The following is a 26,783-nucleotide window of genomic DNA, read 5'->3' on the forward strand; positions in this document are numbered from 1 at the left end:
ACCCCCACCGCCGCACCACCCAGCAACCCCGCCACAAAGCTGCCCCGCCCCTCCAGCTCAAGCTGCAGGCTCACCTCCTTGCCCACCAGCTCCTTGAACGGCACGTTGGCCGCCATCAGCTCGCTGATGAGCGGGTTGTCCGGCGTCGCCAGCTCCACCGTGTAGCGGTAGAGCTGCCCCAGGCTTTCGTGGCCGTGCAGCCGCCGCGGCAACAGTGCCGCCGTCCCCAGCAGGCTGGGCATCGCGGGGCTTTGTAGGGTGAGGGTGCGGGGGGTCATGGTGTGCCTCTTTGAACTTGTCTGGGTGATGTCTTCATGGCGCCAGCTCCATGATCTCCATCACCCCCAGGCAATAGCGCAGCTTTTTGGCGTATCGCTCGTCGCCATTACCGTTGTAGCGGTCTTGGAGGTTCTCGGGGGTGAAGGCCTTCCAGGCCGTGATGCGCCGCCCACGCCGGGTGGCCTGCACCTTGACCACCTGCCCGACGGCGAGCCGGGCGTTTTGCCCATTGAGTTTGAGCAGCCACTGCGCGCTGCAGCCGACTTGTTTGCCGATGCGGTCGAACGTCTCGCCCTTTTGAACCTGGTGCTCGCTGACGGCACCGTCAGCCTCTTCAAAGGACTTCGCCTCGCACATGCGGTTAAGCAGGTAGATCAAGCCCGCACGGATGTTGGCTTCGGGTTGGTGGCGCACGGTTTCTGCGCTCAGGTTGGCGCGCAGCTCAGCGTCAGCGACCAGGCCCACGTTTTCAGCGCCTGCGAGCACCACGCCCATGCCAGCATCGCCGACGACGCCGATTTGCATGGGCTTTGTTCGCCACTGCGGATGTTTCGCTCCCGTTTCAGTCCACAGCATCGCTCTTATCAGGTGCCAATCGAGTTTGGGCAGCTTGGAGCTGCCCCCGAGTCGCTCGTTGACGAGCTGAACCAGCTTCTTGATGGTGCCGTCATAGGCCATCCATTCACCAGGACTGTCAAGCGCAAGCGCCACCCCCTCTCGCCAACCCAAAGCAACGGAGCTGCTCGCCGAGTTGAGGAGATGTAAAGCACGTTTCTGCTCAGGGCTCATGCTGAACTCCGCCGACAGATTCGGTTCTTTGAGTCGCTCCGCCGCGATACCGACCGCGCTTAATGGCCGCTGCGATCGCCATTTTTTGCTCCCGAATGCTGCGTCCATGTGGACCTTCTGGGCGGATCAACTGAGGCACGCCGTTGGTGCCAATCGAGTAGGAAGCGCAGCTGAAATAGCCCACGGTTCCTGGATGTTTGGCCTCTTGCTCGCGCTCTTCTAAAGAGCCATAGGCTTCAAAGCTCTGCATCGGCGGTGGGCCTGCCGGGGGGTCGGCAAACCAAATCGGCGCCAGAGCCATCACACGGTACGGGCAGCTGGCTTCGTGCCCCCGGTTGTCAACCGTCAAGACCTCTTGCTTAGCCATGGAGCCATCACCCAATGTCACCTCGCTGTCAAAGCGCCCCGTGATCCGCAGCCTCGGGCAATTGAACCAGCGGTTGTAGAAGTCGATGGTGTCGCCCTGGCGCAGCACGTAGCCAAAGGTCATGCCCTGGCACTCGTACCACAGCGGGCGTTCGGCCTGGGCCGCAGGCGCCAGAAGAAGTGCCAGCAGCAGGGCGGGCACTGAAGGTTGTCGGGCAGTTTGGAGGCTCATGAGGGCTCCTGTTGACGAGTACCGGAGGGGGCCCCTGTGCGGGCCCCGCGCGCCTGAGGCAGGGCGGCCGCAATGGCGCGCTGTTGCTCACGCACGTTGCGCCCGTGTGGCCCCTCGGGACGTATGAGTTGAGGGCGACGATGCGCATCGATCTGAATGGCTGTGCAGCTGAAAAAACTCACCGAGCCCGGATCGCGCAGATGCTGCTCACGTTGCGACATATCGCCGAATGCGCGAAAGCCGTACAGCGTCGGTGGGCCTGAGATCGGTTCGTCTATCCAGTCCGGGGTCAGTGTCATCACCTGGTACGGGCAGCTGGCTTCGTGCCCCCGGTTGTCAACCGTCAAGACCTCTTGCTTAGCCATGGAGCCATCACCCAATGTCACCTCGCTGTCAAAGCGCCCCGTGATCCGCAGCCTCGGACAGTTGAACCAGCGGTTGTAGAAGTCGATGGTGTCGCCCTGGCGCAGCACGTAGCCAAAGGCCATGCCCTGGCACTCGTACCACAGCGGGCGTTCAGCCTGGGCCGTGGGCGCCAGAAGAAGTGCCAGCAGCAGGGCGGGCACTGAAGGTTGTCGGGCAGTTTGGAGGCTCATGAGGGCTCCTGTTGGCGAGTACCGGAGGGCATCCCTGTACGGGCCCCGCGCGCCTGACGCAGGGCGGCCGCAATGGCCCTCTTTTGCTCCCGAATGCTGCGTCCATGTGGCCCTTCTGGGCGGATCAGTTGGGGCACACCATTGATGCCGATGGAGTAGGCCGAGCAGCTGAAGAAATTTCCGTCGCCAAGGCCACGTCGCTCTTGCTCCAGTTGCTCCAGCGTTGCATAGGCCGCAAAGCTGTAGAACGGCGGTGGCCCCACTTCAGCATCGCCAAACCAAGAGGGCGTCAAGGTCATCACCTGGTAGGGGCAGCTCGCTTCATGTCCGTGGTTGTCGACTGTTAACACTTCTTGTCGGGCCGCTGGGTTGCTCAACTTCTCCACACTGGCGACAGCGCTGTGTGTAATGCGCAGCCTCGGGCAGTTGAACGCGTAGTTGTAGAAGTCGATGGTGTCGCCCTGGCGCAGCACGTAGCCAAAGGCCATGCCCTGGCACTCGTACCACAGCGGGCGTTCGGCCTGGGCCGCGGGCGCCAGAAGAAGTGCGAGCAGCAAGGCGGGCACTGAAGGTTGTCGGCCAAGCTGGAGGTTCATGAGGGTTCCTGTTGACGAGTGCCCGAGGGGGCCCCTGTGCGGGCCCCGCGCGCCTGAGGCAGGGCAGCCGCAATGGCGCGCTGTTGCTCACGCACGCTGCGTCCATGCGGGCCCTTGGGACGTATGAGTTGAGGGCGACGATGTGCGTCGACCAAAAACGCCGCACAACCAAAAGGATTGGTCGATCCGGGACTGATCTTTTCTTGCCGATAGGCTTCCAGGTTCTCAAAGCCCTCAAACTCGACATATCCGGGCACACCCTTGGCTTGCGTGCTCTCGCCCATGGGTGTCCACACCATGACTTGAAATGGGCAACTGCCTTTGTGGTCTTGGTTGTCGACCACCATCACGTCCTGTGTGCTCACAACATCGTTGCCCAACTTGGTCGTGCTGGTAAACCGCTCCTTGACACGCAGCCTCGGACAGTTGAACCAGCGGTTGTAGAAGTCGATGGTGTCGCCCTGGCGCAGCACGTAGCCAAAGGCCATGCCCTGGCACTCGTACCACAGCGGGCGTTCGGCCCCGGTGGCGGGGCTGGCTAAGGCGCCCAGCATGCCCAGGAGGAATGGGATTGCTCTCATGGTGCTGCGTATTTGGTGACGTCGACATGCGGCGGGTTGTGGCGTATTTCCACGGTCTCCTCACCTCGCAGAAATTCATCGGCTTGCACCCTCCGATACCCCCGTGCCAGCAGGTGCTGCCGCAGGCCTTCGCAGTCGCAAGAGGCGTCGCCCACCCAATATCGAACGGCCGTCAGCGCTCGCCGGTTGCCGTCGGCGGGTTCGCTGCGGTAGCCCAACACGCGCGCGCCTGAGGGTGCCGGAAGCTCGACAACATCAGCATCCAGGAGCCATACCCATGCCGAACCCGGAGCGATGTCTTGCAACGACAGGCTCACGAGCAATGCGCGGCCCACCCAAGCAAGGGCCAGCGCCAACGTTGCAATGGCGACAAACTTCCACACAGCAAGATCAAACATCGCCAGCACCTTCCCTGGTCCCGTCGCCGCGCAGGGGCGGCAGTTGTGCGCAGCGGCGCAGCACAAAGTGGCGCCTGAATGCCCTGCGGCCCCACACCCCAAACTGCCCGCAGACAAAGGGCAGGCGCCAGCTCGGGCGCGGCAGCAAGCGCAAGTGCCATGCCTGCGCGCTGCTGGGGAAGGTGAAAGCAATGGCATCGGGCCCGATGACGCGCAAAGCACCCAGCTCGCCCGTGCTGTAGAAGCCCCCGATGGCCGCTTGATCCAGCACCTCCAATGAAGCGCTGAGCAAATAGCAATACAACGCGTCTTCAAAATGGTTGCCCGTGTGCACCAACAGCAGGTGCAGCCCTTGCCATGCGTAGGCGGCCTGCAGGTCCAGACCGTCCAGCGCGAGGCCTGTGGCCTTGCCGTCGACAAGCAGCTGTGCGCGATCGGGCGTGCGGCGAAGCAGGCGAAAGCGCTGGTGCGGCTGCAAAGCCGAGCCTGGAGCATGTGGGCTCGTGCTCATGATGCGCTCCAAAGCAGCACGGTGGCCACTGGCCGAAAGGCCAGCTCACCCTTCACCACCACCCTCCTCTTGCCCCGGATCCGTCCACGGTGCGGCGGGTTCAACGTCGGCCTCAGGGGGCAGGCGCAGTTCGATGCGCTGGGCTTCCAGGTCGGCTGAGGTTTGGACCACGAACTCCATGGGGTAGGGGAGCATGTGGACCTGGCCGGAGATTTCGAAGTCCAGCAAACAGGGGTTGGCGGCAGCGGCGCTGCCCGCGCGCGCGCGCAGGGGTTTGACGATCAGGGTCTCGGGCAGGATGCGCGGCTCGTAGTTCAAGATGGCTTGGCGCACTGCCGTTTCCACGGCGGCCCAGCGGCGCTCTGAGAGGGTGCGGCCCGCCAGCGGGGGCACGCCGAAGTTGACGCAGCTGCGCGCCACCTCGGGGTAGCGCTCGGGCTCGAGGTGGTGGTGGTGGTTGATGGTGTTGAGCAGCAGGCTCAGGTCGCGCTGCAAGATGGCGCGCATGCGTTTGCGGTCGGGCGCGTAGGCGCCGGGCGCTTCGCTGCGCTGGCTGGGCGCGTCGTCGCAGAGGCGGTCAAACAGCGTGGGCAGGTAGTGCGGGTCGGCCGCGCGCAGCGGGGCGCGGGGCTGGGCGTCTTGCGGCTTGCGGGCGCGGGGGTGCAGGCCCAGGGCCGGGCGCGCCTGGGCCTGGCCGGGGGGCTCGGCGCTGGGGCTGGGGGCGGTGGGGACGTCGGCGCTCATGGTGTGGGTGTGCCGCTGGGGGAGCCCAGCAGGCTGGCAATGGCGCTGTCCAGCGCCATGTCGTGGTGTTCTTTGCGCGTGAGCCCCGGCAAGGCCTCGGGCTCCAGCGCGCTCAACAAGTCCTGGGCCTGGCTCGGCGGCGTGCGCAGGTGCTCGGGCGCGAGCAGGTGCAGCACGCTGTCCAGCGGCTCAGGTGCCAGCACGTCGTTCACAGCCGTGCCGATGTCCAGGCTTTGCATGAGCTGGTCGATGGGCGGCGGCGGGCCCAGCAGCTCGTAGAGGCTCTGGCTGGCCGGGGCCGAGGCTTTGAGGCGCTCGAACTCGTCGATGAGAGGATTTTGCAAATCGTCGCCCTGCAAGGACCAGGCGCCACCGCTGCCCAGGTGCTGCGGGTCTTGCAAGGTGCGCAGATAGTCTTGATGCAGCGCGTCGAGCAGCTGCTCGGCGGGGTCTTGCAGGCGGTCTTGCACCGGCGCTTTGGCGGGCAGAGCCTCCAGCGCCGCGCCATCGCCCAGGCCGTCTTGCACCAGGGCATCCAAGCTGCCCGCTTGCAGGCCCACGGCGGCGTCGCCCTCGCGGAACTGGCCGGCGAGCGCGGCCAGGTCGTCCAGCACGGGCTCGGGTTGCGGCGCGTTGATGGGCTTCATGAGGCGCTGCGCCACAGCTCGGGCCAGGCATGGGCGTCACGCACGCACAGGCCGTGGCGGTCAAACAGCCAGAAGCTCGCTTGGGCGGCGGGCTGGCCCACTGCCTGACGGCAGACCCCCAGACGGCGCAGGCGCCGCCCTTGCGGCGTTTGGCTGTCCAGGGCCTCCAGGGCATCGGGCGCGTCGCCATCGACGCCCAGGGTCTGCACGATGGTGTGCAGCTGCTGGTCTGTCGCAGGCGGCAACGCCCGGCCCAGAAGTTGGGGCAAGGCAGGCGCCCAGAAGTGGTCCAGCTGCGCCAGGCTGCGGCCCAGGCTGGCGAGGTCGTCATGGTGGGCCTGCCAGCGCGCCAGCACGCGCGTGAGCGCAAACAAGGGCGCGCTGAGCGCGGCCTCGGTGCCTGCGTCTTGCACGCTGCGGCGGAGCCAGCGCTGGCTGACTTGCTGGTAGACGATGAGCGGGTGCGGGCGGCCGATGCGGTCGCTGGAGGTGACCATGACACCGCGCCACCACAGCTGCTGTGCGGGTGCAGCGTGCAGCGCGGGCAGCACAAAGGCCACGGGCGCAAGCGTCATGTCTTGCTGCTGCTGAGGTTCGGGATCCAGATGCATCCAGCCCGCACCGGCGTGAGCACGCGCACGCGGGGGGGCCTCGCTGCGGCGCAGCGCGGGCGAGCGCCACTGCCGCGCCACCCAGCCCTGCCAGGCCTGGGCGTGGGCCACGCTGGCATTGAGGCCCACATAGTCCACATGCGTGGGCAGCTTGCCCCACACGGCCAGCGGTGAGGCCAGGCGCTGGGCCGTGAGGTGTTGCAAGGTGCGTTGCAGCCAGCGCATGGGGGTGCTCAAACTGCGGGGCATTTGAATTGGCGCAGCAGGTCCGCGCCCAAGGGGTTGAGGCCCTGGGTCTGCACCTCCAGCACGGCCTTGCGGCCATCGAAAGACACCTCCAGCCCGAGGCGTCCGCCGCTGGCACCGGGGGTGACTTTGCCGCGCTCCAGCAGGCGCAGCGGCGCCCAGGGGCCGCGCGCTTGCAGCACGGCGGTGTCGGGGCGCAGCTTGGGCTGCACGCTCAGGTCCAGCCCCAGGCCGCCGCGCGGGCCCGGCCAGCTGGTGACCCAGGCTTGCACCGGGCCGTGGGCGTAGCGCTGCACCTGGCCGTCCACGTCGATCACCAGCTCCGTCACCGTGGGGTCCAGCGAGGCCACGCGGATGTCTTGCTTCCAGCTCATGCGCTTGGCACCGGGCTCGCGAAAGTAGGTCTCGCGAATGGCCTGCACGTAGAGAAAGGGCTCCAGCGGCGGGCCCGAGACTTGCAGCAGGCGCAGCAGCTCGCCCAGCAGCGTGGGGCCGTTGCTCACCGGGGCCAGGGGCTTGCCTTCGGCCAAGCCTTCGGGGCCCACCATGAGCTGGGCGCTTTCGGGGCTTTTGTAGCGCCAGGGCCGCGCCGAGGTGTCCACCAGGGGCAGCAGGTATTTGGTGAAGTACTCATCGGCCGCGCCGCCTGCGGCGAAGAAGGCGTTGAAGTCGTCGGCCGCCACTTCCTGCGTGCTGTTGGCAAAGGGGTAGCGGCCCGCGATCTGGCGGCGGCAGGGCTCGGTGACCATCACCGTCATCAAGCCCATGAGGCGGTCGAGCTGGGTGCGCGCCTGCGTGCGCAGGATGGCGGCCGCGCCGCGCGCAACCTTGTCGCTGCCCATGCTCGACACATCCAGCAGCACCTGGCGAAAAGGCGCGGGCAGCTTGCCCGCTTCAATGCGCAGCTTGTTGGCGCTGTCGCCCGCCGGCGGCGGCAAGGACTGACCCTCAATAGCGGTTTGCGCCACCACCAAGGTGGTGTAGTACTCGTTGAGCACCCCGGCCACCAGCTCCATGCGCGGCGGCACCACAGCGCCTTGGGCGGGATCGGGTTGGCCCACCACCACCTCGCGCAGCGCAGCAAAGCTGTCGTCCACCACCTGGCGCTCCAGGCGCTGCTCGGGGCGCAGGCCCAGGCTGTCGTTGAGCTTGGCGGTGTTTTTGGCCAGCTCGTCGCTGGCGCGGTCGATGAGGGATTTTTCGCGCGGCTCCAGCCCCACCAGCGGGCGCGAAAGCGTGGTTTCGCGCGCGGCCATGCGGCCCAGGCGCGCCAGGGGCGAATCGGCGGCGGCGAGCTGGCGGATCAGCCCCACCTCAAACGCCATGGCGTCGCCCGCGGCGGGCTCGCGCAGGCGCAGGTCCGACAAAAAGCTGCTCCAGTGGCGGGCGTATTCCTGCAGGTATTGGCGGCGCACGTCTTCCATCAGCGCGGCCAGGTCTTCGCCGCTGGCAGGCCGTGCAGCGGCGTTGGCCTGGCCCGGCGCGGCGGCGCTGCGACCCATGGCCCAGGCGTCGTCGTCGATGGCGGTCTTGACCAGCTCGCTCAGGCGCTTGGCAAACACATCGTGGTAGCCGTCGTAGGTGAAGAGCCCGGGCACGCCCTGCTCCAGCGAGGCGCTGCTGTCGCGCCGAAACACGGCCCCGGCCTGGGGGCCCAGGGCGCGCACCAGCGAGAAGTCGCGCGGCGTATCGCTGGCCACGGCGCGCTTGGTGCGCTCGTACAGGCGCTCGCTGGTGCTGCGTGTTTCCAGGAACTGGCGCACGCGCTTGACCAGGGCCTCGTTGCTGGTTTGGCGGCTTTGCACGGGGCGCTGGCCGGAGAACAGTTCGCGCAGGTGCTCCACCATGACCGCGCTGTTGCCAAAGCTTTGCGCCAGCGAGGGCACGGCCTTGGGCAGGCGCGGCGCGGCGGCCGAGGCCGCAGGCGCAGCAGGCTTGGCCGACTGGGCTGCCGAGGGCGTGGCGGCATTGGCCGCAGCGGGCTCGGCAGCGTCGTCCTTGCCGCGCCAGTCGTCCACCACCCAGGCGCGCAAGTCGGCCGCGGCGGATTTGTCGTTGGCAAAGCGCTGTGCGTCGTGCAGCAGCAAGTAGGCGCGCAAGGTGGCGTAGGCGTCCACCTCATCGCCCTCCAGCACGGCGCGCTGCAGCCGGTATTCCATGCGCTGGATCACCACCGGCAGCACCATGTGGTCTTGCAAATGCGCGTAGAGCTGGCTGGCTTGCTGCACCACGGGCGGCGGGCTGTAGAGCCCGTACTGGTAGCTGGCATCGGGCTGCGCCAAATCCAGCCCGGTGAACTGCGCGAGCTGGCGCGCGTCGGTCAAGAGCCCGGCAATGCGCTCGGGGTGCTCGGCCACCTGCGCCGCGGCCACTTTTTTGTGCAGCTGCTCGGTGCGCTGAGCCACGTCGTTCAAGTAGTCGTGGTTGTTCTTCTGGCTCAGCCACACCGCACTGGCCAGCCAGACAAAGAGCAAGATCACCAGCGCATGGCCCAACAGGCGCAGCAGGCGAAAGCGCGCTTCCCAACGCAGATTGGGGCGCACCAGATGGGCCTCGGAGAACACCACCTCGCGCATCACATCGGTGATGAAGAAGCTGGCGTGCGAACCCTCGCTGAGCTGGGGCGCGGGGCCCTTGGCCTGGCCTTTGCGGGCTTGCAGCGCGCGCATCAGGCGCGGGATGAGGGCCTGGCGGTCGGCCAACGGGCCGTCTTGCACCTGGGGCTGGGCGGCGCTGGTGAAGTACACGCCGCGCAGCATGTGCTGGTGCTGGGTGGTGTCAAAACGGCTGTCGGCAAACACATGGCCCAGCAGGCGCACCAGGCGCGGAATCAAGGCCTGCAGCTCGTGCGGCAGCAGGTAGAGGGCCTGGCGGCGGTCCACGTCGTACTCTTCTTGCAAGCGCGTGCTCAGGCCCTGGGCCAGGCGCTCGCGCAGCAGCTCCAGCTCCTGCGTGAGGCGCTGCTGCAAGCCCGTGCCGCTGGCCTCGGGGCTGCCCGGCGCGGGCGCGGCGGCGCTGTCTTGCAGCGGCAGCGTCAGGCCCCAGACCTGCGCACGGGCCTCGGAGCTGAGCGCGTCGAAGTAGGCGTTAAAGCCCGGCAGCAAGTCGGACTTGGTGAGCATCACATAGACCGGGAAGCGTATGCCCAGCTGTTCGCGCAGCTCACTCAAACGCGCGCGCAGCCGTGCGGCATGGGCCAGCAAATCGGCATCGCTGCTGCTGCACAGCTCGCCCAGGTCCACGGCCAGCAGCGCGCCGTTGATGGGTGCGCGCGGCCTGGCCTTTCTCAGCACGCCCAAAAAGCCCTTCCACTCGGCCTGGCTCTTGGACTCCAGGTGCAGCGCGCTGTCTTGGAAGTCGGGAGCGTCGGCGCCGCGGCGGCGCTGGGCTTCGGGCGAGTCGTCGTGGCTGCCCACGGCGTCGTCCGGCGCGGTGTAGCGCCCGGCGGTGTCGATGAGCACGGCCTCGTTGGTGAACCACCAGTTGCAGTTGAGCGTGCCGCGGTCAGGCCCCTCCAGGCTGAAGACCGAGGCCGCCTGCATCTGGTCGGCCAGCGGGAAGGTCAGCCCGGCGTTAGTGATGAGCGAGCTCTTGCCCGCGCCGGGGTGGCCGATGAGCATGTACCAGGGCAGCTCATACAGGTAGCGCTTGCCTTCGACGAGGCGGCGCAAAAACGCCGTCACCGCGCCGGTGTGGCCGGCCACGGTGGAGCGCATGCGGCGCAGCTCGGTGGTGGCGCGGTCGGCCTTGGTTTGCAGCACACGGATTTCTTCGCGCGCCAGGGCCTGTGCGGGGTTGCGCTGCTCCAGGCGGAACACGCGCTTGGCAAAGGCCTCGTCGTTGCGAATCATGTGCCACAGCCGCAGCAGCGCCCACACCAGGTAGACCAGGGCGATGACGGCAATCGTCAGCACGCGCGGCCACTCCCCGGCCAGCGGGCGCCAGGGGTTTTGCGCATCGCCCAGCGCCAGCAGCGGCCCGGCATGCCAGACCAGCAGGCACAGCGCCACCACCGCCAGCACGCTGAGCGTCCACTCCAGCAGCACAAACACCCCCAGCAGCAGCAGCAGCACGAGGGTGATGACGCGCGCGCTCACGCTGGCCAGCGGCCGCGCCTCGCCAAAGGCCAGCAGAGGGCCCACAAACCAGATGGCCAGGCCCAGCAGCACGACCCCCAGAAAAACCAGGAGTGCTCTGAACTTGGCAGATTGCATGAAGGCAGACATGGTGGGTCGATTCAGGGCGTGGGGGTGGACGCGGGCGCCGCGGCGGCTGGGGCTTCGGCGCTGGTCTGGGCTTTGACGATTGGCGCTGGCGCGGCCGGTTTGGTCACGGCAGGGGCAGGGTTTGATGCCGCAGGCGCCGCTCGGGCCGCCGCGCTGGCGGCCACGGGTGCGGGCGCGGGCTTGGCGGTTTGCGCAGCGACGGCGGCGTTTGCGGCGGGCGCCACCACAGGCGCGGCGGGCTTGCTCAGCGGGGCCACGGCGGCGGCAGCGCTGGCCCCCATGGCTGGGGCCGAGGCGGCTGCGCCGGGGGCCTCCAGCAGCACCTGGATTTCAACGCGGCGGTTGCGCGCGCGGCCCTCGGCCGTGGCATTGCTCTGCACGGGCTGCTGGTCGCCGCGCCCGGACACGCTGATGCGCTGGGGCTCCACGCCCGCGGCCACCAGGGCCTGGCGCACGGCGGCGGCGCGGCCCTCAGACAGCGCCTGGTTGTTGGCGAACTGGGGCGACTGCACGGGCACGTTGTCGGTGTGGCCCACCACGCTCACGCTGCCGGGCACGCCGTTGAGGGCCTGGGCCACGCGGCGCAAGATGTCCTGCGTGGGCGCGCTCAGCGTGGCCAGACCACCGCTGAACATGCCGTCGCCCCTGAACACCACCAGCGAGCCCTTGGGCTCGTCCGTCACCGCCACGCGCCCGGCCTGGATTTGGTCGGCCAGCAAATCGGCCAGCGTCAGGCTGGGCCGCGCTGCAGGCAGCGAGAGCGGGATTTTGTCGATGGCCGCAATGCGCTCCTGCACCTGCTGGCTGACGCGCAGCAGCTGGTATTTGTGCCAGGCAAAGAGGCCAAACAAGGCCAGGCCCAAAAGGCTGGCGCTGACCCACACCGGCACCGTGCGCAGCAGCGCCAGGCGCCCGCGCCCAGCGCCCTGGCGGTGCGGCGAGAGTTCGCGCGCCACGGCGGGGCGGCGCGCACTCACCAGCACATGCAGGCGGTGGCGAATCGTCTCCAGGTGGCGGCGGCCTTCGGCCTGCACGCGGTAGTCGCCCATAAAGCCCAGGCACAGCAGGTGGTGCATGAGCTCGAGCACATCCACGTGTTCATCGGGGGAAGCGGCCAGCCGCCCGATGATGAGAAAGACTTTTTTGCCGCCGTGGCTCTCACCGTGGAAGGTGTTGAGCAGGGCCACGGTGGACCACATGCCGGTGCTGTCTTGCGCGCCCCCGGCCGTGGGTGAGAGGTTGATGGCTTCGTCCAGCGCCGTGCACAGCGCGTAGCGCGTCACCAGCATTTGGTCGCGGCGCAGATTGGCCTGCTCGCACAGCCGCGTGAAGGTTTTGAGCTCCTGCGTGAGCAGCTCGTGCAGGCCACTCAAGCCCGCCTCGTCCAGGCGCCGGGGCATTTCGCCCAGGCTGCGCAGCAGCACGGCGGCGGCCTCCAAAAAGGCATTGCCCTGGGCCTGCTGCGTGGCCTGCACGCGCGCCAGGCGCTCGTCGTAATCGGCCCCGGGCTCAAAGCGCAGCTGCTGGGCAGCGGCACTGTCCAGCCCCAGCCCGGCCAGGCTGGGCGGCGCGGCCGCGGCCTCGTCCGGCCAGGACGTCGATGCAAGAAGATTCATGGATGCAGTCATTGCCTAACCCCGGCGCCTCAGCGCACACCCCACAGCTGCAAAGCCAGCCCCGGCAGGGCCCGCGCCACATGCAGGCCAATGCCGCCGTGCTGGGCCAGGTGCTCCCACAAGGGGCCGCGCATGTCCAGCTGGAAGTACACGCAACCGGCGTTGAAAGGAATCTGGCGCGGCGGCACAGGCAGCACGCGCAGGCCCAGGCCCGGCAGGTGCAGGCGCACCAGCTCGGGCAGGCGGTCGGAAGCGGCCACTTTGGCTTGCGCCGCGAACTGCGCCGCGAGCTGGTCGGCGGGCATGTCGGCCGCCACCGCCAGCACCAGCGCGCTGAAGCTCGCCAGCTGCGTGGGGTCCACGCTGGCCAGGTGCATGCCGTTGGGCTTGACCTCCAGCGGGATGTCCTCGGCGCTGCGCACCATCAGCGCGTTGAGCAGCCAGCGCACGTCTTCGATGAGGGCGTGAAAGCTCTTGTACGGGTCCCCGTGCTCGTAGGCGGGCACGGCCTCGGGCCGGCGCGTGGCGGTGCGCACAAAGGTGGAGAGCTCACCGGCCATGCCGCGCAAGCAGGTGTAGACCTCGGCCGGGCTGGCCTCGCGCACCTGCAGCAGGTACTCCAGCATGGGCTCGTAGCGGTTGAGAATTTGCAGCAGCAAAAAGTCGCTCACCTCCGCGGCCTGCGCCCCGCCCTGCCCGGCATTGCCGCTCAGGCGCTTGGCCAGGAATTCGGCGCGGTGGCGGCAGGTGCCGTGCAGGTGCACCAGCCACTGCGTCAGCAGCGCCGAGGCGCCCCACTGGTTGACCGGCGCGATGAACTGCGGCTCCAGGTCCACATGGCCGTCGCTGTGCAGCGCCGTGACCTTGGCCAGCGGCAGGCCCATCCAGGCGCTGGTGAGTTCCTTTTGCGGAATCAGCGCCAGGCGCAGGTTGGAGAGCTGCACGGGGCGCGGGCCCTGGCCGATGGAGTTGGAGTCGCGCAGCTCTGTCTCGGTCACGTTGAAGCGCGCCAGCGAGCCCGGTGCGTCGTCAAACGTGGTTTCTTCGGAGTTGGGCGCGCGTATGGGCAGCGCGAGGTGGATGACTTGCTGCAGGTGCTCCTGGCGCAGCGCCAGCGGCTCGGGCAGGCGCGCGTGGCCCGGCGCTTGAAAGGGCGTGCCGTCGGGGAACACACCGCTGGCGCGCGCCAGCACCAGCTTGCCCAGGCTGAGCGATTCATGGTCGATGTCCAGCAAACTGAAACCCCAGAAAAAGGGGCTCAGGGGTGCAGCGCGGTGGTGGGTGAACCACTCCAGGTAGCGCTCCTGCTGCTGAAAGAGCTGCGGGCGGATGAACAGGCCCTCGCTCCAGACAACTTTGTTGTTCCAGCTCATGATGAATAAATGCCTTCAGGGCGCAGCCGTGAGCACAATGCCCTGGGCTTGGAGTTCAACAATCAGGGCCACCTTTTGCGCAGGCACCAGCGCGCGGTACCAGGCGGCTTCGGGGGCTTCGGGCAGCTTGTGCACCACGCGCCAGCTCGACTGCAGCAGGTCGCGGTAGCCTGCCAGCACGCCCAGGTACTGCGCGGCGGGGTGGCTTTTGCGTTCGATGCGGCGCGACTCTCCGGGGCGCAGGATGAACTCCTCGCGCACCAGCACGTCGTTGGCCAGCAGCAGCTTGTCTTTTTCGTCCAGGCTGAAGTAGTCGGCTTCCAAGAACACCTGGCTGTCCTTGAGCTCGTAGATGCGCACCTTGATGGGCGAGGCGCGCAGCGCCGCATCGGGGTTGACGTCGGCGGCGGCCTGCACCTGCAGCGCCAGCCGCGTGCGTTCGCGCTCCTGCGCCTGGGCAGGCGCGAGCCAGGCGCACAGCAGCAGCGCGGCGGCCAGGGCCGCACGCACCGTACCAGAGAACCATTGGGCAGTGTTGTTGTGCATGTGCAGGCCCCGTGCCAACACCCCAGACGCAGCTGCGCGCCACGGGCCAGGCCCGTGGCAACACAGTGCCGCGTGGGGTGCGGGCGTCAAGCTTCTTTGCCGAGCTTGAGGTCGTAGGCCGCCGTGACTGCGCCGCCCGAACCACCTTGTTGGTTCTGCACCGTGTACTCCTGCTTGACCTTGGCAAAAGACAGGGCCACTTGCTCCTTGAGGCGCTCGTCGGCGTTGTTGCCTTGGGGCAGGACACGGGTGATGACCACGTCGGTCATGGTGAGCTTGAGGTATTCCAGCGGGTTGCCGCCGGCCTTGCGCACCACCAGCACGGCCTCAGGAATGTGCTTGCCGGTGAGGCAGAACTTCATGAGGTTGGGGCTGGAGCGGTCCATGTAGTGCGTGAACTGCAAGTCCTTCACCGTGGCCTTGCCCGCGCCGCCGCCCGAACCCATGTGCATATTGGATTCCTGGATGATTTCCCAGTTCCAGTTCAGCACTTCGATTTCGTTCTTGTGCGCGGAGTCCATGCTCTCGCCGTCGATGCCGTTGATTTTGATAAAGATGTCTTGTGCCATAGGGATCCTCCTTGGGGTTTAGTTCGCAGTTGCGAGAGTGTGGTCAGGCGGCTGCCTTGACCGAGGGCAGCTTGGCAACCAGACGCAAACTCACCGTCAGGCCTTCGAGCTGGAAGTGGGGGCGCAGGAAGAACTTGGCGTTGTAGTAGCCGGGGTTGCCCTCGACGTCTTCCACCACCACTTCGGCCGCGGCCAGTGGGCGGCGTGCCTTGGTTTCCTGGCTGGAGTTGGCAGGGTCGGCATCAACGTAGTTCATGATCCATTCGTTGAGCCAGTGCTGCATGTCCTCGCGCTCTTTGAACGCACCGATCTTGTCGCGCACGATGGCCTTGAGGTAGTGCGCAAAGCGCGTGCTGGCAAACAGATAGGGCAGACGCGCCGAGAGGTTGGCGTTGGCCGTGGCGTCGGGGTCGTCGTACTCCTGCGCTTTTTGCAGCGACTGCGCGCCGATGAAGGAGGCGTGGTCCGTGCCCTTGCGGTGGATGAGCGGGATGAAGCCCGCGCGCGCCAGCTCGGCCTCGCGGCGATCGGAGATGGCAATCTCGGTGGGGCACTTCATGTCCACGCCGCCGTCGTCCGTGGGGAAGGTGTGGCAGGGCAGGTTTTCCACCGTGCCGCCAGACTCCACGCCGCGAATCATGGTGCACCAGCCGTAGAGCTTGAAGCTGCGGTTGATGTTCACCGCCATGGCGTAGGCGGCGTTGGACCACACGTAGCGGCGGTGGTCGGCCCCGGCCACGTCTTCTTCAAAGTTGAACTCGTCCACCGGGTTGGTCTTGGCGCCGTAGGGCAGGCGTGCCAGGAAGCGCGGCATGGCCAGGCCCACATAGCGCGCGTCGTCGGTGTCGCGCAGCGAGTTCCAGGCGGCGTGCTCCAGATTGCCGGTGATCTTGGAGATGTCGCGCGGGTTGGCCAGTTCCTGCCAGGAGTTCATCTGCAGCGTGCTGGGCGCCGCACCGGCCACAAAGGGCACGTGCGCGGAGGAGGCCACTTTGGCCATGGCACCGAGCAGCTCCACATCGGGCGGGGTGTGGTCGAAGTAGTAGTCGGCCACCAGGCAGCCATAGGGCTCGCCACCGAGCTGACCGTACTCTTCTTCGTAGAGACGCTTGAACAGCGGGCTTTGGTCCCAGGCCACGCCTTTGTAGCGGCGCATGGTCTTGCGCAGCTCGGTCTTGCTGATGTCCATGAAGCGGATCTTCAGCATCTCGTCGGTCTCGGTGTTGGAGACCAGGTGGTTGAGCCCGCGCCAGGCCGACTCCAGCGCCTGGAACTGCTCGTGGTGCAGGATGAGGTTGATCTGCTCGGAGAGCTTGCGGTCGATCTCACCGATCACGGCTTCGATGCTGGAGTACGCGTCGTCGCTCATGGTGATGGTGTTGGCCAGCGCCTGCTGGGCCAGGGTGCGCACCGCGGTTTCAACGGCGGCGCGCTGCTCGTCGCTGCGCGGCTCGAACTCGCGGTCCAGCATGGCCGCGAAGCTGTCAGCCTCCAGCGTCTGGGTGTGACGCGTCTGAGCGGGGTTGGTGGTGGCAATGGTCATCGTGGTTCCTTCTTTCGAGGTTGACGCGGTTTACTGGGGCTGACCTTGGGGCTTGGGGCTGGCGGCCAGCGACTCCATCAGCGCCGGGTCGGCCAGCAGGCGGCGCACCAGGTCCTCGGCACGGGCTTTACCGTCCATATAGGTCTGCAAATTGGCCAGCTGGGTGCGGGCTTCGAGCAGCTGGCGCAGCGCGTCGACCTTGCTGGCCACGGCCGCGGGCGAGAAGTCGTCCATGCTCTCGAAGGTGATGTCCACCGCCACCTGGCCTTCGCCGCTGAGGGTGTTGGGCACCATGAAGGCCACGCGGGGCTGCATGGCCTTCATGCGCTCGTCGAAGTTGTCAATGTCGATGGGCAGGAACTTGCGGTCCGAGACTTCCACCGGCGGGTTGCGGCTGTCGCCGGCCAAGTCGGCCATCACGCCCATCACAAAGGGCAGCTCGATTTTTTTCTCGCTGCCGTAAACCTCCACGTCGTACTCGATTTGCACGCGCGGCGCGCGGTTGCGCGCAATGAACTTCTGGCTGTTTCCGCTCATAAGGGCTCCTGGTCGGTGTTGAACGAAAGTTCGGGGCTGTCAAACGCTGGGGACTTCACGGGGGGCGGTGCGGCGTCCAGCTCCGGCCGCAGCAGCAACTGCTGGGCCGGGTCCAGGGCCACTTCCCGCTCCTGTGCGGACTGGGCCTGGTCCAGCGTCCAGGCCCGTGAAGCGGTGGGTTGGGTCATGGCGGCAATCCAGCAGTCCGCCAGTGCGGGCAGCACATGCCGTTCAATGAACTGCGCAATGCGCCGCGCGCCGGTGTCGTGCACGCCGCATTGGCTGACGATGGCCGCCAGCGCCGCATCGGTGACTTGCAGCGTCAAGCCCTGGTGCTGCAGGGCGCGCTGGGCCACCTTGTCCAGCGCCAGCGCGGCAATGCGCTGCAGCAGCGCCTGGGGCAGCGGCAGATAGGGCACGACGCTGACGCGGCCGATAAAGGCCGCCGGGAAGACTTGGCGCAGCGCGGGGTCGATCAGCTCGGCCAGGCGCGCGCTGCTGGGCAGGGCCTCGCCGCTGCGCTCGCAGTGCTCTTGAATCAACTCCGCCCCGACATTGCTGGTGAGCAAGATCAGGGTGTTGGTGAAGTCGATGCTGCGGCCCTCGCCGTCGTCCATCCAGCCTTTGTCAAAGACTTGGTAGAAGAGCTCGTGCACATCGGGGTGGGCCTTCTCGATTTCGTCGAGCAGGATCACGCTGTAGGGCTTGCGCCGCACCGCCTCGGTGAGCACGCCGCCCTCGCCATAGCCCACATAGCCCGGCGGCGAGCCTTTGAGCCCCGAGACGGTGTGCGCCTCCTGGTACTCGGACATATTGATGGTGATGAGGTTGTGCTCGCCGCCGTACACCGCCTCGGCCAGGGCCAGGGCGGTTTCGGTCTTGCCCACCCCCGAGGGGCCCACCAGCATGAACACGCCCATGGGCTTGCCCGGGTCGGTGAGCTGGGAGCGCGCCGACTTCACGCGGTCGGCAATGCAGCGCAGCGCGGCGGGCTGGCCCATCACGCGGCATTCCAGGCGCGGCAACAGGCTGGCCAGGGACTGCAGCTCGTCCTTGAGCATTTGCCCCGCGGGTATGCCCGTCCACTCCGCCACCACGGCGGCCACGGCGGCTTTATCCACCGACAAAGACTGGTGCTCCCCCCAAAGCGGCGAGGCCTCAATGCGCTGCTGCAGCGCGGCCAGGTCCTCGCTCAGGCGCTGGCGCTCGGGGGTCGGGTCGTCCGGCATTTCGGCCAGCTCGGCCTGCAGCTGCGTCCACTGCGCCAGCTCGGCGCGCAGCGTCTGCCACAGCGCCTCTTGCTCGGCCAGCTGAGCCTCTGCCTGGGCGTGGCGTGCTCGTGTGGCCTCGGCGGCCTGGGCGTCGGGTGCGCCACCTTGCAAGCGCTGCGAGCGCAGTTCGGACTGCAGCTGCAGGGCCAGGTCAGCCACGCTTTGCTGCAGGGCCTGCAGCGTGGCGGGCGGCATGTGCTGGGCCATGGCCACGCGGGCGCAGGCGGTGTCCAAGAGGCTGATGGCTTTGTCCGGCAGCTGGCGCGCGGGCAGGTAGCGGCGCGACAGCGCCACGGCGGCCTGCACGGCCTCGTCGCCCACGTGCACGCGGTGGTGCTGGCGGAACACGCCCTCCAGGCTGCGCACCATCATGACGGCGGTGGCGTCGTCGGGCTCGTCAATTTGCTGCGCCTGGAAGCGCCGCGTCAGCGCCGGGTCTTTTTCGATGTGGCGCTTGTATTCGCTCCAGGTGGTGGCGCCAATCATGCGCAGCACGCCGCGCGCCAGCGCGGGCTTGAGCAGGTTGGCCGCGTCACCCGTGCCGGCCTGGCCGCCCGCCCCCACCAGGGTGTGGACTTCGTCGACAAACAGAATCACCGGGCGGCTGCCGCGCGTGGCTTCTTCCAGCACGGCTTTGAGGCGCGCCTCGAACTCGCCGCGCATGGCCGCACCGGCCAGCAGCGCGCCCACATCCAGGCTGAGCAGGCGCACCTCGCGCAGCGGCGGCGGCACATCGCCTTGCACGATGGCGCGCGCCAGCCCCTCCACCACGGCGGTTTTGCCCACGCCCGCCTCGCCCACCAGCAGCGGGTTGTTTTGCTTGCGCCGCAGCAGCACGTCCATGCACATGCGGATTTCGCGGTCGCGCCCCACCACGGGGTCCACCTGCCCGGCGCGCGCGGCCTGCGTCAGGTCTTGGCAGTAGCTGGCCAGGGCGCTGTCGCTGGCACCGGCCTGGGGTGTGGGCGCCCCGGCGGCACTGGGCGTGTGGCTGGGCTCCATGCCCGGCTGCCACTCTTGCAGCAGGTGTTGCACCTCGGCCAGCAGGCCCGAGGGCGACAGCCCCGCAAAGGCCTCAGAAATGCCCAGCAGCGAGCGGCGCAGGGCGGGGTTTTGCAGCAGAGCCAGCAGCAGCCAGGGGCTGCGCACGCGGTCGTCGCCCGCTTGCACGCTGGCCACCAGCCAGGCGCGCTCCACCGCCAGCTCCAGCTCCGGCGCAAAGTCCAGGCCTGCCTGCATGCGCCGTGGCACGCAGCGATTCAGCGCCAGGCTGAAATCCCGCTCCAAGGCGTTATCTTCTATATGAAAATGTTGGCAGATGCGACGGAAATCCATTTCCTCGTCGCGCCAAATCTGCAGCAGCCAATGCACAAGGTCCACCTGCGAATCCCCACGCTCACGCGCCAGAGCCGTCGCAGATTCCAATGAACCAAATAGTTTGACCGAGAGCTTTTCAAATAGCGCTCTCCTGACAGTACGCACAGCCGCCCTCCCTTGTTTTTTTCAGTCTAGGGGGTCGATTCCGGCTCAACACTCCCCCCTCGAAATGGGGTAACACCCGGCGCCGGGAACTTCGTTTAGCGCCCTGCTCAGGGCCCGGCCAGCGCCCCAGCGCGGCGGCCGCAGCTTGCACACAAGCTCTTGTTTTTTATGGACTTTGTTCGTGCAACAGGGCCAATCTCGACACTTGACGCCAGCCCTCCAGGGCGCCATCGCGCGGCATTAGTTCACGATTTGTTTGTCGCCAAATACTCCATTGGTAGTCAATTTCCGGGCATTCGGGCAATTCCTCTTCACCCACCCACTTATTCAGGGGAGCTTGCGCAAGGGACAGACACCCCGCAAACACGTGGGGCCAATTTGCAAACGATCTCAGTCCCAATCTTTTGGGCGATAGACCTCAGCCCGAGTAAGCCTTCAGAATCAAAGAGATCTTGACAAGAAGCGCCAACTCAAAACCGCGCCGTCAAACCCAGCTGCTTGATTTCCAGGAGGGCGTGTGCATCCGCAGTTGCTCAGTTATTTCAACGAAGAACTCAGTTTTATGCGCGAGAGCGCGTCTGAGTTCGCCGCCCAGCACCCCAAGGTGGCGCGGCGTTTGGGCATGCATGGCAACGAGGTGGCCGACCCCTATGTGGAGCGGCTGATCGAGGCGTTTTGCTTCATGTCCGCGCGCATGCGCATCAAGCTCGACGCCGAGTTCCCGCGCTTTTCCGAGCGGCTGCTGGAGGTGCTCTACCCCAACTACCTCAGCCCCACGCCCTCGATGTCGGTGGCGCAGTTCTTCCCTGACCCCAAGCTGGGCGATTTCAGCAAGGGCTTTGCCGTGCCGCGCGGCACGGCGCTGTTCAGCAAAGTGCCAGACGGTGCCAGCACCGCCTGCGAGTTCCGCACCGGCCAGGATGTGACGCTGTGGCCGCTGGAGATTGCCTCGGCCAAGCTCGGCGGCGTGCCGCCGGACGTGCCCGGCCTCAGCCGCATGCTGCCCGCGGGCATGCAGGTCAAGGGCTCGCTGCGCCTGCGCCTGCGCACACGCGGCGGGCTGAAGTTCTCTGAGCTGCAGGGGCTGGACACCCTGCCCATCTACCTCTGCGGCGAGGAGCGCCTGGCCTCGCACCTGTTTGAGCTGCTGCACGCCGGGGCCACGGCCAGCCTCATCGCCCCGGCCGGGCAGATGGGTGCGCGCGCGCAGCTGGTGCTGCAAGGCGCGCTGGCCCTCGAAGGCCTGGCCCCCGAGCAAAGCCTGCTGCCCCTGCCCTGGAATGTCTGGCACGGCCACAACCTGCTGCACGAGTACTTTGTCTGCCCCTCGCGCTTTTACTTCTTCAAGCTGCAGCAGCTGGCCGCGGCGCTGTCGCGCATCGAGGGCGACGAGGCCGAAATCATCGTGCTGCTGAACCGCTCCACCGCGGCGCTGAGCGCGGTGGTGGATGAGCGCCAGTTCGCCCTGCACTGCACGCCGGTGGTGAACCTGTTCTCGGCGCGCACCGACCGCATTGAGCTGCACGAGGACCAGACCGAGTTCCACGTCGTGCCCGACCGCACGCGGCCCATGGACTACGAGGTGTTTGCCCTGCAGCGCCTGCAAGGCCAGCGCGCCCAGACCACCGAGCCCGTGCAGTTCCGCCCGCTCTACCAAACCCTGAACCAGGACGAAGGCAACCACGGCCGCTACTACACGCTGCGGCGCGAGCCGCGCCTGCCCTCGAGCAGCTCGCGCCAGTACGGCTCGCGCACGCCCTATGTGGGCACCGAGGTTTTTGTCAGCCTGGTGGACCAGCACGAAGCGCCCTTTGCCGACGACTTGCGCTACCTCAGCGTGCAGGCCCTGCTCACCAACCGCGACCTGCCACGCCTGGTGCCGCGCAACGGCCAGGACGACCTGCGCCTGGCCGACTCCGTGCCGGTCAGCGGCGTGGGCCTGATCCGCCCGCCCTCGCCGCCGCGCGCACCCTACGCCCAGGGCGAGACGGCCTGGCGGCTGATTCGCCAACTGAGCTTCAACCACCTGCCGCTGACCGAGCTCTCCGCGCAGGAAGGCGCGCAAGGCCTGCGCGACATGCTCCGGCTCTTTGTCGGCACCGACAACCCCGAGGCCGAGCGCCAGGTCAGCGGCCTCATCAGCAGCGCCTGCACCCCCGTCACGCGGCGCCTGCCCGGCAACGGCCCGCTGGTGTACGGGCGCGGCGTGGAAATCACGCTCAGCGTGGACGAGAGCTGCTTCAGCGGCACCAGCCCCTACCTGCTGGGCCTGGTGCTGGAGCACTACTTCGCGCGCCATGTGGCCATCAACATCTTCAGCCAGACCCAGCTCAGCACCGTGCAGCGCGGGCTGGTGGGCAGCTGGGTGCCGCGCATGGGCAACCGGGGCATGGCATGAGCGCGCTGCCCCGCGCCACCCTGCCCCCCAGTGCCGAGCAAGCGCCCTGGGCCCAGGCCTTTTTGCCGCTGCTGCGCCGCGTTGCCGCGCTGCGCAGCGACCTGCCCGGCGTGGGCGAGGCGCTGCGCCCCAGCGCCGAGGCCTTTCGCATCGGCCAGACCGCCAGCCTGAGCTTTGCGCCGCGCGAAATCGCCGCGCTGCAAGAGCAGGCGGGCAAGCTCATGCTCACGCTCTACGGCCTGGGCATGCTGGGCCCGCAAGGGCCGCTGCCGCTGCACATGACCGACCAGGTGCGCGAGCGCGTGGACACCAAGCGCGACCACACGCTCAACCACTTTCTGGACCTCTTTCACCACCGCGCGCTGAGCCACTTCTACCGCGCCTGGGCGCAAAGCCAGGCCGCTGCGGGGCTGGACCGGGCCAGCGAAGAGAGCTTCAGCAACTACGTGGCGCGCCTGTGCGGCGACGAGCCCGAGCTGGCGCAAGGCCTGGCCCTGCCCACCCACGCCCGCTGGGCCACCACGGCGCACCGCGTGCGCCAGGCCCGCAACCCCGATGGCTTGGCCGCTGCGGTGGCGCAGTTCTTTGGCATCAGCGTCAAGCTGCAAGAACACTGCCTGCAGTGGATGCGCCTGGCCCCCGAGGACGAAAGCCATATGGGCAGCCCCGGCCCCGCCTCGGTGATGGGCCAGGGCGCCGTGGCGGGCGAGGCCATCCCAGACCGGCAATCGCGCTTTCGCCTGGTGCTGGGGCCGCTGACCTTGGAGCAGTACCTGCGCTTCACGCCCGAAGGCCACCGCGGCGCGCGCGACCTGCCCGCGCTGGTGGAGCTGGTGCGCGCCTTCATCGGCTTTGAATACGCCTGGGAGGTGGAGCTGCTGGTGCACCGCCACAGCGCGCCGCCCTGCCACCTGGGCGACGCCCAGCAGCTGGGCTGGTCCACCTGGATGGGCACGCCCGACGCCGCCCACAGCGCCCCCATCAGCGGCATGGTGTTCGAGCCCGAGCACAGCCTGCCCCCCGCCCACGCGCCGAGTTCGCCATGATCAAACTGCCCTCCTGGCTGTCGGGCGAACGCCCGTCCCTGCCCAAAATCCCCGAAAGCCACTGGCACCCCATCCAGGACCACGCACCCTGCGGGCCCTCGCTGGAATACGACCACGACTTTGCCGTGCTGCAAAGCCGCCTGCGCCCGCGCGCCGAGGTGCAGTACGGCCAGTTCATCCAGGCCGCCAGCGGCCCCGACTGGGGCGAGATTGAACGCGAGGCCCTGGCCCTGCTGCAGCGCTCGCGCGACCTGCAAGTGCTGCTGTGGTTCACGCGCAGCCGCACCCTGCGCGCGGGCGCGCCCGGCCTGCTCGAAGGCCTGCAGTGGATGGTGGCGCTGCTGCAGCACTGGCCCGACGACGTGCACCCCCAGCTCTTCATCGACGGCGAGCGCGACCCCGCCGTGCGCGCCAATGTGCTGGCCGGCCTGGCCGACCCCGAAGGCCTGCTGGGCGACCTGCGCCAGCTCGAAGTCGCCAGCGGCAGCGGCCTGCGCCTGACGCTGCGCGACATCGAACGCGCCCTGGCCAAAACCCGCGCCGCCGATGCGCCCTCACCCGAAGCCGTGCGCCAGCAACTGCGCCACCTGCACGACAAGCGCGACAGCACCCTGCTCACCCTGCAAGCCTGCGCCCTGGCCGTGGCCGAGCTGCAAACCCTCTGCCAGCGCCAGCTCGGCAGCGACGCCCCCAACCTCCAGCCCCTGACCCAGCTGCTGCAAAGCCTGGAGCCCCCAGCCGCCGTCGTGGCCGCTCCGCGCAGCAGCACCGCTGCGCCGCCCGCCCCCGCACCCGACCCCATGCCCCCCCAAACCCTGCAAGCCCTGCCGCCCACCCACGCCACCTCGGTCAACGCACAGCGCGAGCAGGTGCGCCTGGCGCTGCGCGCTGCGCGCCAGTGGATTGAGGAACACGAACCCTCCAGCCCCGTGGCCGTGCTGCTCAAGCAAGCCGAACGCATGTGGGGCAAGCGCTTTTCCGAAATCGCCCACGCCATTCCGCCCGACCTGTTGTCGCAATGGGACCAAGACTGATCCCCAAGCCAGGTGGGGCCGCCGCAACTCTGCACGCTTTCACTGAGTTGTTGCACCAGCAGGCCCCGCTAGGCTCAGTACAGTGAGTCGATCAATGGTTAAGCGACGGGAGCGGTGTATGGGTTTGGGTATGGCAAGGCGAAATCGGGCACGAACAGCCCTGCTCGGTGTTGTGCTGCTGGCGGCCTATGGCGGCAGCTGGGCCCACGAACCCAGCGCCACCCCCACCGCACCGGCCTGCGAGCGCCCGGCCCTGCTGGCCCGCCTGCAAGCCGCCGTGGAAGTGCCCGGCCCCCCCAGCCTCAGCCGCACCCCCGGCAGCTGGGTGGCACGCCTGGCCCTGCAAGACCCCAACACCACCGAAACACCCCTGCAACAGCAGCTGATTGCCGTGGTCGACGCTGCCCTTCAGCAAGCCTGGCTGCTGGAGTACGGCGGCCCGCTGGAAGGCCGCGCCTGGCGGGGCCCCGTGCCCGTGGCGCTGGACACCCTGCAAGGCTGCCCCGAAGTGCAAGCCGCCATGCGCCGCGCCGAATACGCCGCCGCCAACACCCCCGCCGTGGCCGCAGCCGCGGCCTCAGCCGCCACACGCTAAGCTGCGGCGCGTTGCCACTGCCCGCACGCGCCATGTCCACCCACACCGCCGACATCCTCTGGCAGCGCCAGGCCCACGAACCCTTTGTCGACCAACGCTACAGCCGCCAGCACCTGTGGCGCTTTGACGGCGGCGTGCAAGTGCCCGCCTCCTCCTCCCCCCACGTGGTGCCACGCCCCTACTCGGCCGACGCCGCCGTCGACCCCGAAGAAGCCTTCGTGGCCTCGCTCTCCAGCTGCCACATGCTGTGGTTTCTCTCCCTGGCCGCCGAAGCCGGCTGGGTGGTCGAGCGCTACCACGACGCCGCCCAAGGCCAGATGGGCCGCAACGCCCAAGGCCAACTCGTCGTCAGCCTCGTCACCCTGCGCCCCCTGGTGAACTTCAGCGGCCCGCGCCAACCCACCCCCCAAGACATCCAAGCCCTGCACCACCGCGCCCACCAAGCCTGCTTCATCGCCAACTCCGTCAAATCCGAGCTGCGCATCGAGGCACAGGGGCTGGCGTGAACGCGCGCTTGGCGGGTTGAGCAGCAGCGGCAGGCAAACGCCATTCCTGAGGTCTAGTACCCCATGCCAGCACTCAGCATCCATCGATTGAAAACCGCAACAGCCGCAATCGCCACGCTGCTGCTCTCGGCGTGTCAGGTCTTCGGGACTTCCGGAGATGTTTTGTATACAGACAGCTACCCCATCTACGGCAGCAAAGCCGAAGCCGTCGCTGTCGGCCAAGGCAACTTCGGAGCCGTTCCTATTGCACTACCCACGGCCAGCGAACTTGAAATGCTGGAACCCGTTGATTGCCGTGCCCATGCAACGGCCGTAGGCCAACGCGGCGGGAAGCAAGGTTGGATCCCAACCCGTTCACTGCCCGCAGCAGTGCTTTCCAAAGCGGGTTGCTAGCGGCAGCCTTGGTTTCGCCTTGGCCAGCCGGGTTTGCAAAACTTGAGCAAAGTCATTGGCCTGCCCCTGCAAGTACGGCACCCGCCGCGAGCAAGCGCTGCGCTGCTTGGGGTGGATGGCGAGAAGCGACGGAGCCCTCAAGAGGGCGGTCAGCAGCCCCTGAGCAGCGGCTGAATTTGCTTGTTTGAAACCACGAGCGGGGCCGCCTATCCTGGGGAAAACCCTTTAAAGGCGACCCCATGCAGTCAGCGCCTGATACGCCGCCCATTGGCAGCCAACGCCTCTTTGGCCGGGCGTAGCGCCAAGCCAATTGGCGCCGCACCACTTGCCCCCCGCCGCTTGGAAACACGCACCCGCGCGCCCGCGGGAACCCTGGTTGATGTAACAAGCTGCCGGATTTGCAGGCAGATTTAGTGCTGTATGAACGTGCAGAAAACCCAGGGGAGCGTTTTGCATCATGCATTTAGTCGCACGCCAGCGCCCGAATTTATGCAGCACGCGCCGACGTTAGGGCGCAGTGCCTGTCGCCCCATATCACGTTAGATTTTTCACCAACCAACCCACACAAGGAAGCAAAAATGGCAAAACAAACTTATACGCTTGATTTCGATGGCTACTGGAGAGAACCCGCAATGGGGAGAATTCCTGACAAGTCTGGAATTTATTGTGTTTTTAGCTGCGTTCACAATCAAGCCGAGAAAACAGTTTCGCTTAAAAAGCTCATTTATATCGGTGAATCTGGCAATGTTAAATCCCGGCTCGCCAATCACGAGAAACTGGGTGATTGGAAAACGCATGTGAAGCAGGGTGAAGTACTTTGCTTTAGTTTTGCTCCGGCACCACCGGACAGTCGTGTTCGTTGTGAAGCGGCGATGCTTTTCAAGCATAGGCCTCCTGCAAACACCGAGTACACCGAGGCCTTCCCGCACGACGAAACAGCCATTTCCATTACTGGAAAAACAGAGTTGCTGAAAACAAACTTCACTGTTCAGTGCACGTAAAAATCTAACAGGGCGTTCAACCGGACTCCAAAAATGTGGGCTCGACTTCAT

24 protein-coding genes and 1 pseudogene are annotated in these 26,783 nt (G+C 67.2%); 6 read left to right on the plus strand and 19 right to left on the minus strand.

All coding sequences use genetic code 11. The features are described 5' to 3' along the window. The 19 genes and pseudogenes from ACG0Z6_RS04080 to tssH form a co-directional block, all read right to left on the minus strand. Positions 1 to 278: pseudogene (locus tag ACG0Z6_RS04080) on the minus strand (type VI secretion system Vgr family protein); the annotation flags it as partial. A gap of 34 nt (positions 279 to 312) precedes the next feature. Beyond that, positions 313 to 1,176, minus strand: a complete 864-nt coding sequence (locus tag ACG0Z6_RS04085) for a LysM peptidoglycan-binding domain-containing protein (protein WP_394458823.1) — start codon at positions 1,174 to 1,176, stop codon at positions 313 to 315. Further along, positions 1,058 to 1,666: a hypothetical protein gene (locus ACG0Z6_RS04090; RefSeq protein ID WP_394458824.1), complete on the minus strand. Its 609-nt coding sequence runs from the start codon at positions 1,664 to 1,666 to the stop codon at positions 1,058 to 1,060. Before ACG0Z6_RS04090 ends, ACG0Z6_RS04085 begins: the two co-directional genes overlap by 119 nt. After that, on the minus strand, positions 1,663 to 2,262 hold the full coding sequence (locus ACG0Z6_RS04095; protein ID WP_394458825.1) for a hypothetical protein: 600 nt from the start codon (positions 2,260 to 2,262) through the stop codon (positions 1,663 to 1,665). Before ACG0Z6_RS04095 ends, ACG0Z6_RS04090 begins: the two co-directional genes overlap by 4 nt. Further along, positions 2,259 to 2,858: a hypothetical protein gene (locus tag ACG0Z6_RS04100; RefSeq protein WP_394458826.1), complete on the minus strand. Its 600-nt coding sequence runs from the start codon at positions 2,856 to 2,858 to the stop codon at positions 2,259 to 2,261. The genes ACG0Z6_RS04095 and ACG0Z6_RS04100 overlap by 4 nt, the downstream gene beginning before the upstream one ends. After that, positions 2,855 to 3,439 carry a hypothetical protein gene (locus ACG0Z6_RS04105; RefSeq protein ID WP_394458827.1) on the minus strand — a complete coding sequence of 195 codons (585 nt, stop codon included), beginning with the start codon at positions 3,437 to 3,439 and terminating at the stop codon, positions 2,855 to 2,857. The genes ACG0Z6_RS04100 and ACG0Z6_RS04105 overlap by 4 nt, the downstream gene beginning before the upstream one ends. Further along, complete coding sequence (locus ACG0Z6_RS04110; RefSeq protein WP_394458828.1) at positions 3,436 to 3,837, minus strand: hypothetical protein; 402 nt, start codon at positions 3,835 to 3,837, stop codon at positions 3,436 to 3,438. The genes ACG0Z6_RS04105 and ACG0Z6_RS04110 overlap by 4 nt, the downstream gene beginning before the upstream one ends. Next, positions 3,830 to 4,348 (minus strand): hypothetical protein, encoded by a 519-nt coding sequence (locus ACG0Z6_RS04115; RefSeq protein WP_394458829.1) that lies wholly within the window; start codon positions 4,346 to 4,348, stop codon positions 3,830 to 3,832. Before ACG0Z6_RS04115 ends, ACG0Z6_RS04110 begins: the two co-directional genes overlap by 8 nt. A 45-nt stretch (positions 4,349 to 4,393) precedes the next feature. Then, positions 4,394 to 5,092 (minus strand): type VI secretion system baseplate subunit TssE, encoded by a 699-nt coding sequence (gene tssE / locus ACG0Z6_RS04120; protein WP_394458830.1) that lies wholly within the window; start codon positions 5,090 to 5,092, stop codon positions 4,394 to 4,396. Beyond that, positions 5,089 to 5,739, minus strand: coding sequence for a TagK domain-containing protein (locus tag ACG0Z6_RS04125; protein ID WP_394458831.1), 651 nt, complete (start codon positions 5,737 to 5,739; stop codon positions 5,089 to 5,091). The genes tssE and ACG0Z6_RS04125 overlap by 4 nt, the downstream gene beginning before the upstream one ends. Further along, complete coding sequence (locus ACG0Z6_RS04130; protein WP_394458832.1) at positions 5,736 to 6,575, minus strand: hypothetical protein; 840 nt, start codon at positions 6,573 to 6,575, stop codon at positions 5,736 to 5,738. Before ACG0Z6_RS04130 ends, ACG0Z6_RS04125 begins: the two co-directional genes overlap by 4 nt. An 8-nt stretch (positions 6,576 to 6,583) precedes the next feature. Further along, on the minus strand, positions 6,584 to 10,822 hold the full coding sequence (gene tssM, locus ACG0Z6_RS04135; RefSeq protein WP_394458833.1) for a type VI secretion system membrane subunit TssM: 4,239 nt from the start codon (positions 10,820 to 10,822) through the stop codon (positions 6,584 to 6,586). 11 nt (positions 10,823 to 10,833) lie between these two features. Continuing rightward, positions 10,834 to 12,438 (minus strand): type VI secretion system protein TssL, long form, encoded by a 1,605-nt coding sequence (tssL, locus tag ACG0Z6_RS04140; RefSeq protein WP_394458834.1) that lies wholly within the window; start codon positions 12,436 to 12,438, stop codon positions 10,834 to 10,836. A gap of 29 nt (positions 12,439 to 12,467) precedes the next feature. Continuing rightward, positions 12,468 to 13,811 carry a type VI secretion system baseplate subunit TssK gene (gene tssK / locus ACG0Z6_RS04145; protein ID WP_394458835.1) on the minus strand — a complete coding sequence of 448 codons (1,344 nt, stop codon included), beginning with the start codon at positions 13,809 to 13,811 and terminating at the stop codon, positions 12,468 to 12,470. Positions 13,812 to 13,826: 15 nt separating this feature from the next. Beyond that, complete coding sequence (tssJ, locus tag ACG0Z6_RS04150) at positions 13,827 to 14,357, minus strand: type VI secretion system lipoprotein TssJ (protein ID WP_394458836.1); 531 nt, start codon at positions 14,355 to 14,357, stop codon at positions 13,827 to 13,829. A gap of 86 nt (positions 14,358 to 14,443) precedes the next feature. Continuing rightward, the gene (locus tag ACG0Z6_RS04155) at positions 14,444 to 14,926 is read right to left on the minus strand and encodes an Hcp family type VI secretion system effector (RefSeq protein WP_394458837.1); all 483 of its coding nucleotides are present in this window, start codon (positions 14,924 to 14,926) and stop codon (positions 14,444 to 14,446) included. A gap of 43 nt (positions 14,927 to 14,969) precedes the next feature. Then, positions 14,970 to 16,469 carry a type VI secretion system contractile sheath large subunit gene (gene tssC, locus ACG0Z6_RS04160; protein ID WP_394458838.1) on the minus strand — a complete coding sequence of 500 codons (1,500 nt, stop codon included), beginning with the start codon at positions 16,467 to 16,469 and terminating at the stop codon, positions 14,970 to 14,972. A 30-nt stretch (positions 16,470 to 16,499) separates the two neighbouring features. Beyond that, positions 16,500 to 17,006 carry a type VI secretion system contractile sheath small subunit gene (gene tssB / locus ACG0Z6_RS04165; RefSeq protein ID WP_394458839.1) on the minus strand — a complete coding sequence of 169 codons (507 nt, stop codon included), beginning with the start codon at positions 17,004 to 17,006 and terminating at the stop codon, positions 16,500 to 16,502. Continuing rightward, positions 17,003 to 19,759, minus strand: a complete 2,757-nt coding sequence (gene tssH / locus ACG0Z6_RS04170; RefSeq protein ID WP_394458840.1) for a type VI secretion system ATPase TssH — start codon at positions 19,757 to 19,759, stop codon at positions 17,003 to 17,005. The genes tssB and tssH overlap by 4 nt, the downstream gene beginning before the upstream one ends. 517 nt (positions 19,760 to 20,276) lie before the next feature. On the opposite strand from tssH, the gene tssF reads away from it, so the two are divergent. The 6 genes from tssF to ACG0Z6_RS04200 all read left to right on the plus strand — a co-directional run bounded on the left by tssF (position 20,277) and on the right by ACG0Z6_RS04200 (position 26,732). After that, positions 20,277 to 22,157, plus strand: a complete 1,881-nt coding sequence (gene tssF, locus ACG0Z6_RS04175) for a type VI secretion system baseplate subunit TssF (protein ID WP_394458841.1) — start codon at positions 20,277 to 20,279, stop codon at positions 22,155 to 22,157. After that, entirely contained in the window at positions 22,154 to 23,203 is a 1,050-nt protein-coding gene (gene tssG / locus ACG0Z6_RS04180; RefSeq protein WP_394458842.1) for a type VI secretion system baseplate subunit TssG, read from the plus strand. Before tssF ends, tssG begins: the two co-directional genes overlap by 4 nt. Beyond that, entirely contained in the window at positions 23,200 to 24,237 is a 1,038-nt protein-coding gene (gene tssA / locus ACG0Z6_RS04185) for a type VI secretion system protein TssA (protein ID WP_394458843.1), read from the plus strand. The genes tssG and tssA overlap by 4 nt, the downstream gene beginning before the upstream one ends. Positions 24,238 to 24,367: 130 nt before the next feature. Then, positions 24,368 to 24,832, plus strand: coding sequence for a hypothetical protein (locus tag ACG0Z6_RS04190; RefSeq protein ID WP_394458844.1), 465 nt, complete (start codon positions 24,368 to 24,370; stop codon positions 24,830 to 24,832). A gap of 32 nt (positions 24,833 to 24,864) precedes the next feature. Then, a complete protein-coding gene (locus ACG0Z6_RS04195) occupies positions 24,865 to 25,338 on the plus strand; it encodes an OsmC family protein (RefSeq protein WP_394458845.1) in 474 nt (157 codons plus the stop codon). 971 nt (positions 25,339 to 26,309) lie between these two features. After that, entirely contained in the window at positions 26,310 to 26,732 is a 423-nt protein-coding gene (locus ACG0Z6_RS04200) for a GIY-YIG nuclease family protein (RefSeq protein ID WP_394458846.1), read from the plus strand. Positions 26,733 to 26,783: the final 51 nt, after the last annotated feature.

The organism is Roseateles rivi, assembly GCF_043555845.1.
GTDB lineage: Bacteria > Pseudomonadota > Gammaproteobacteria > Burkholderiales > Burkholderiaceae_C > Roseateles > Roseateles rivi.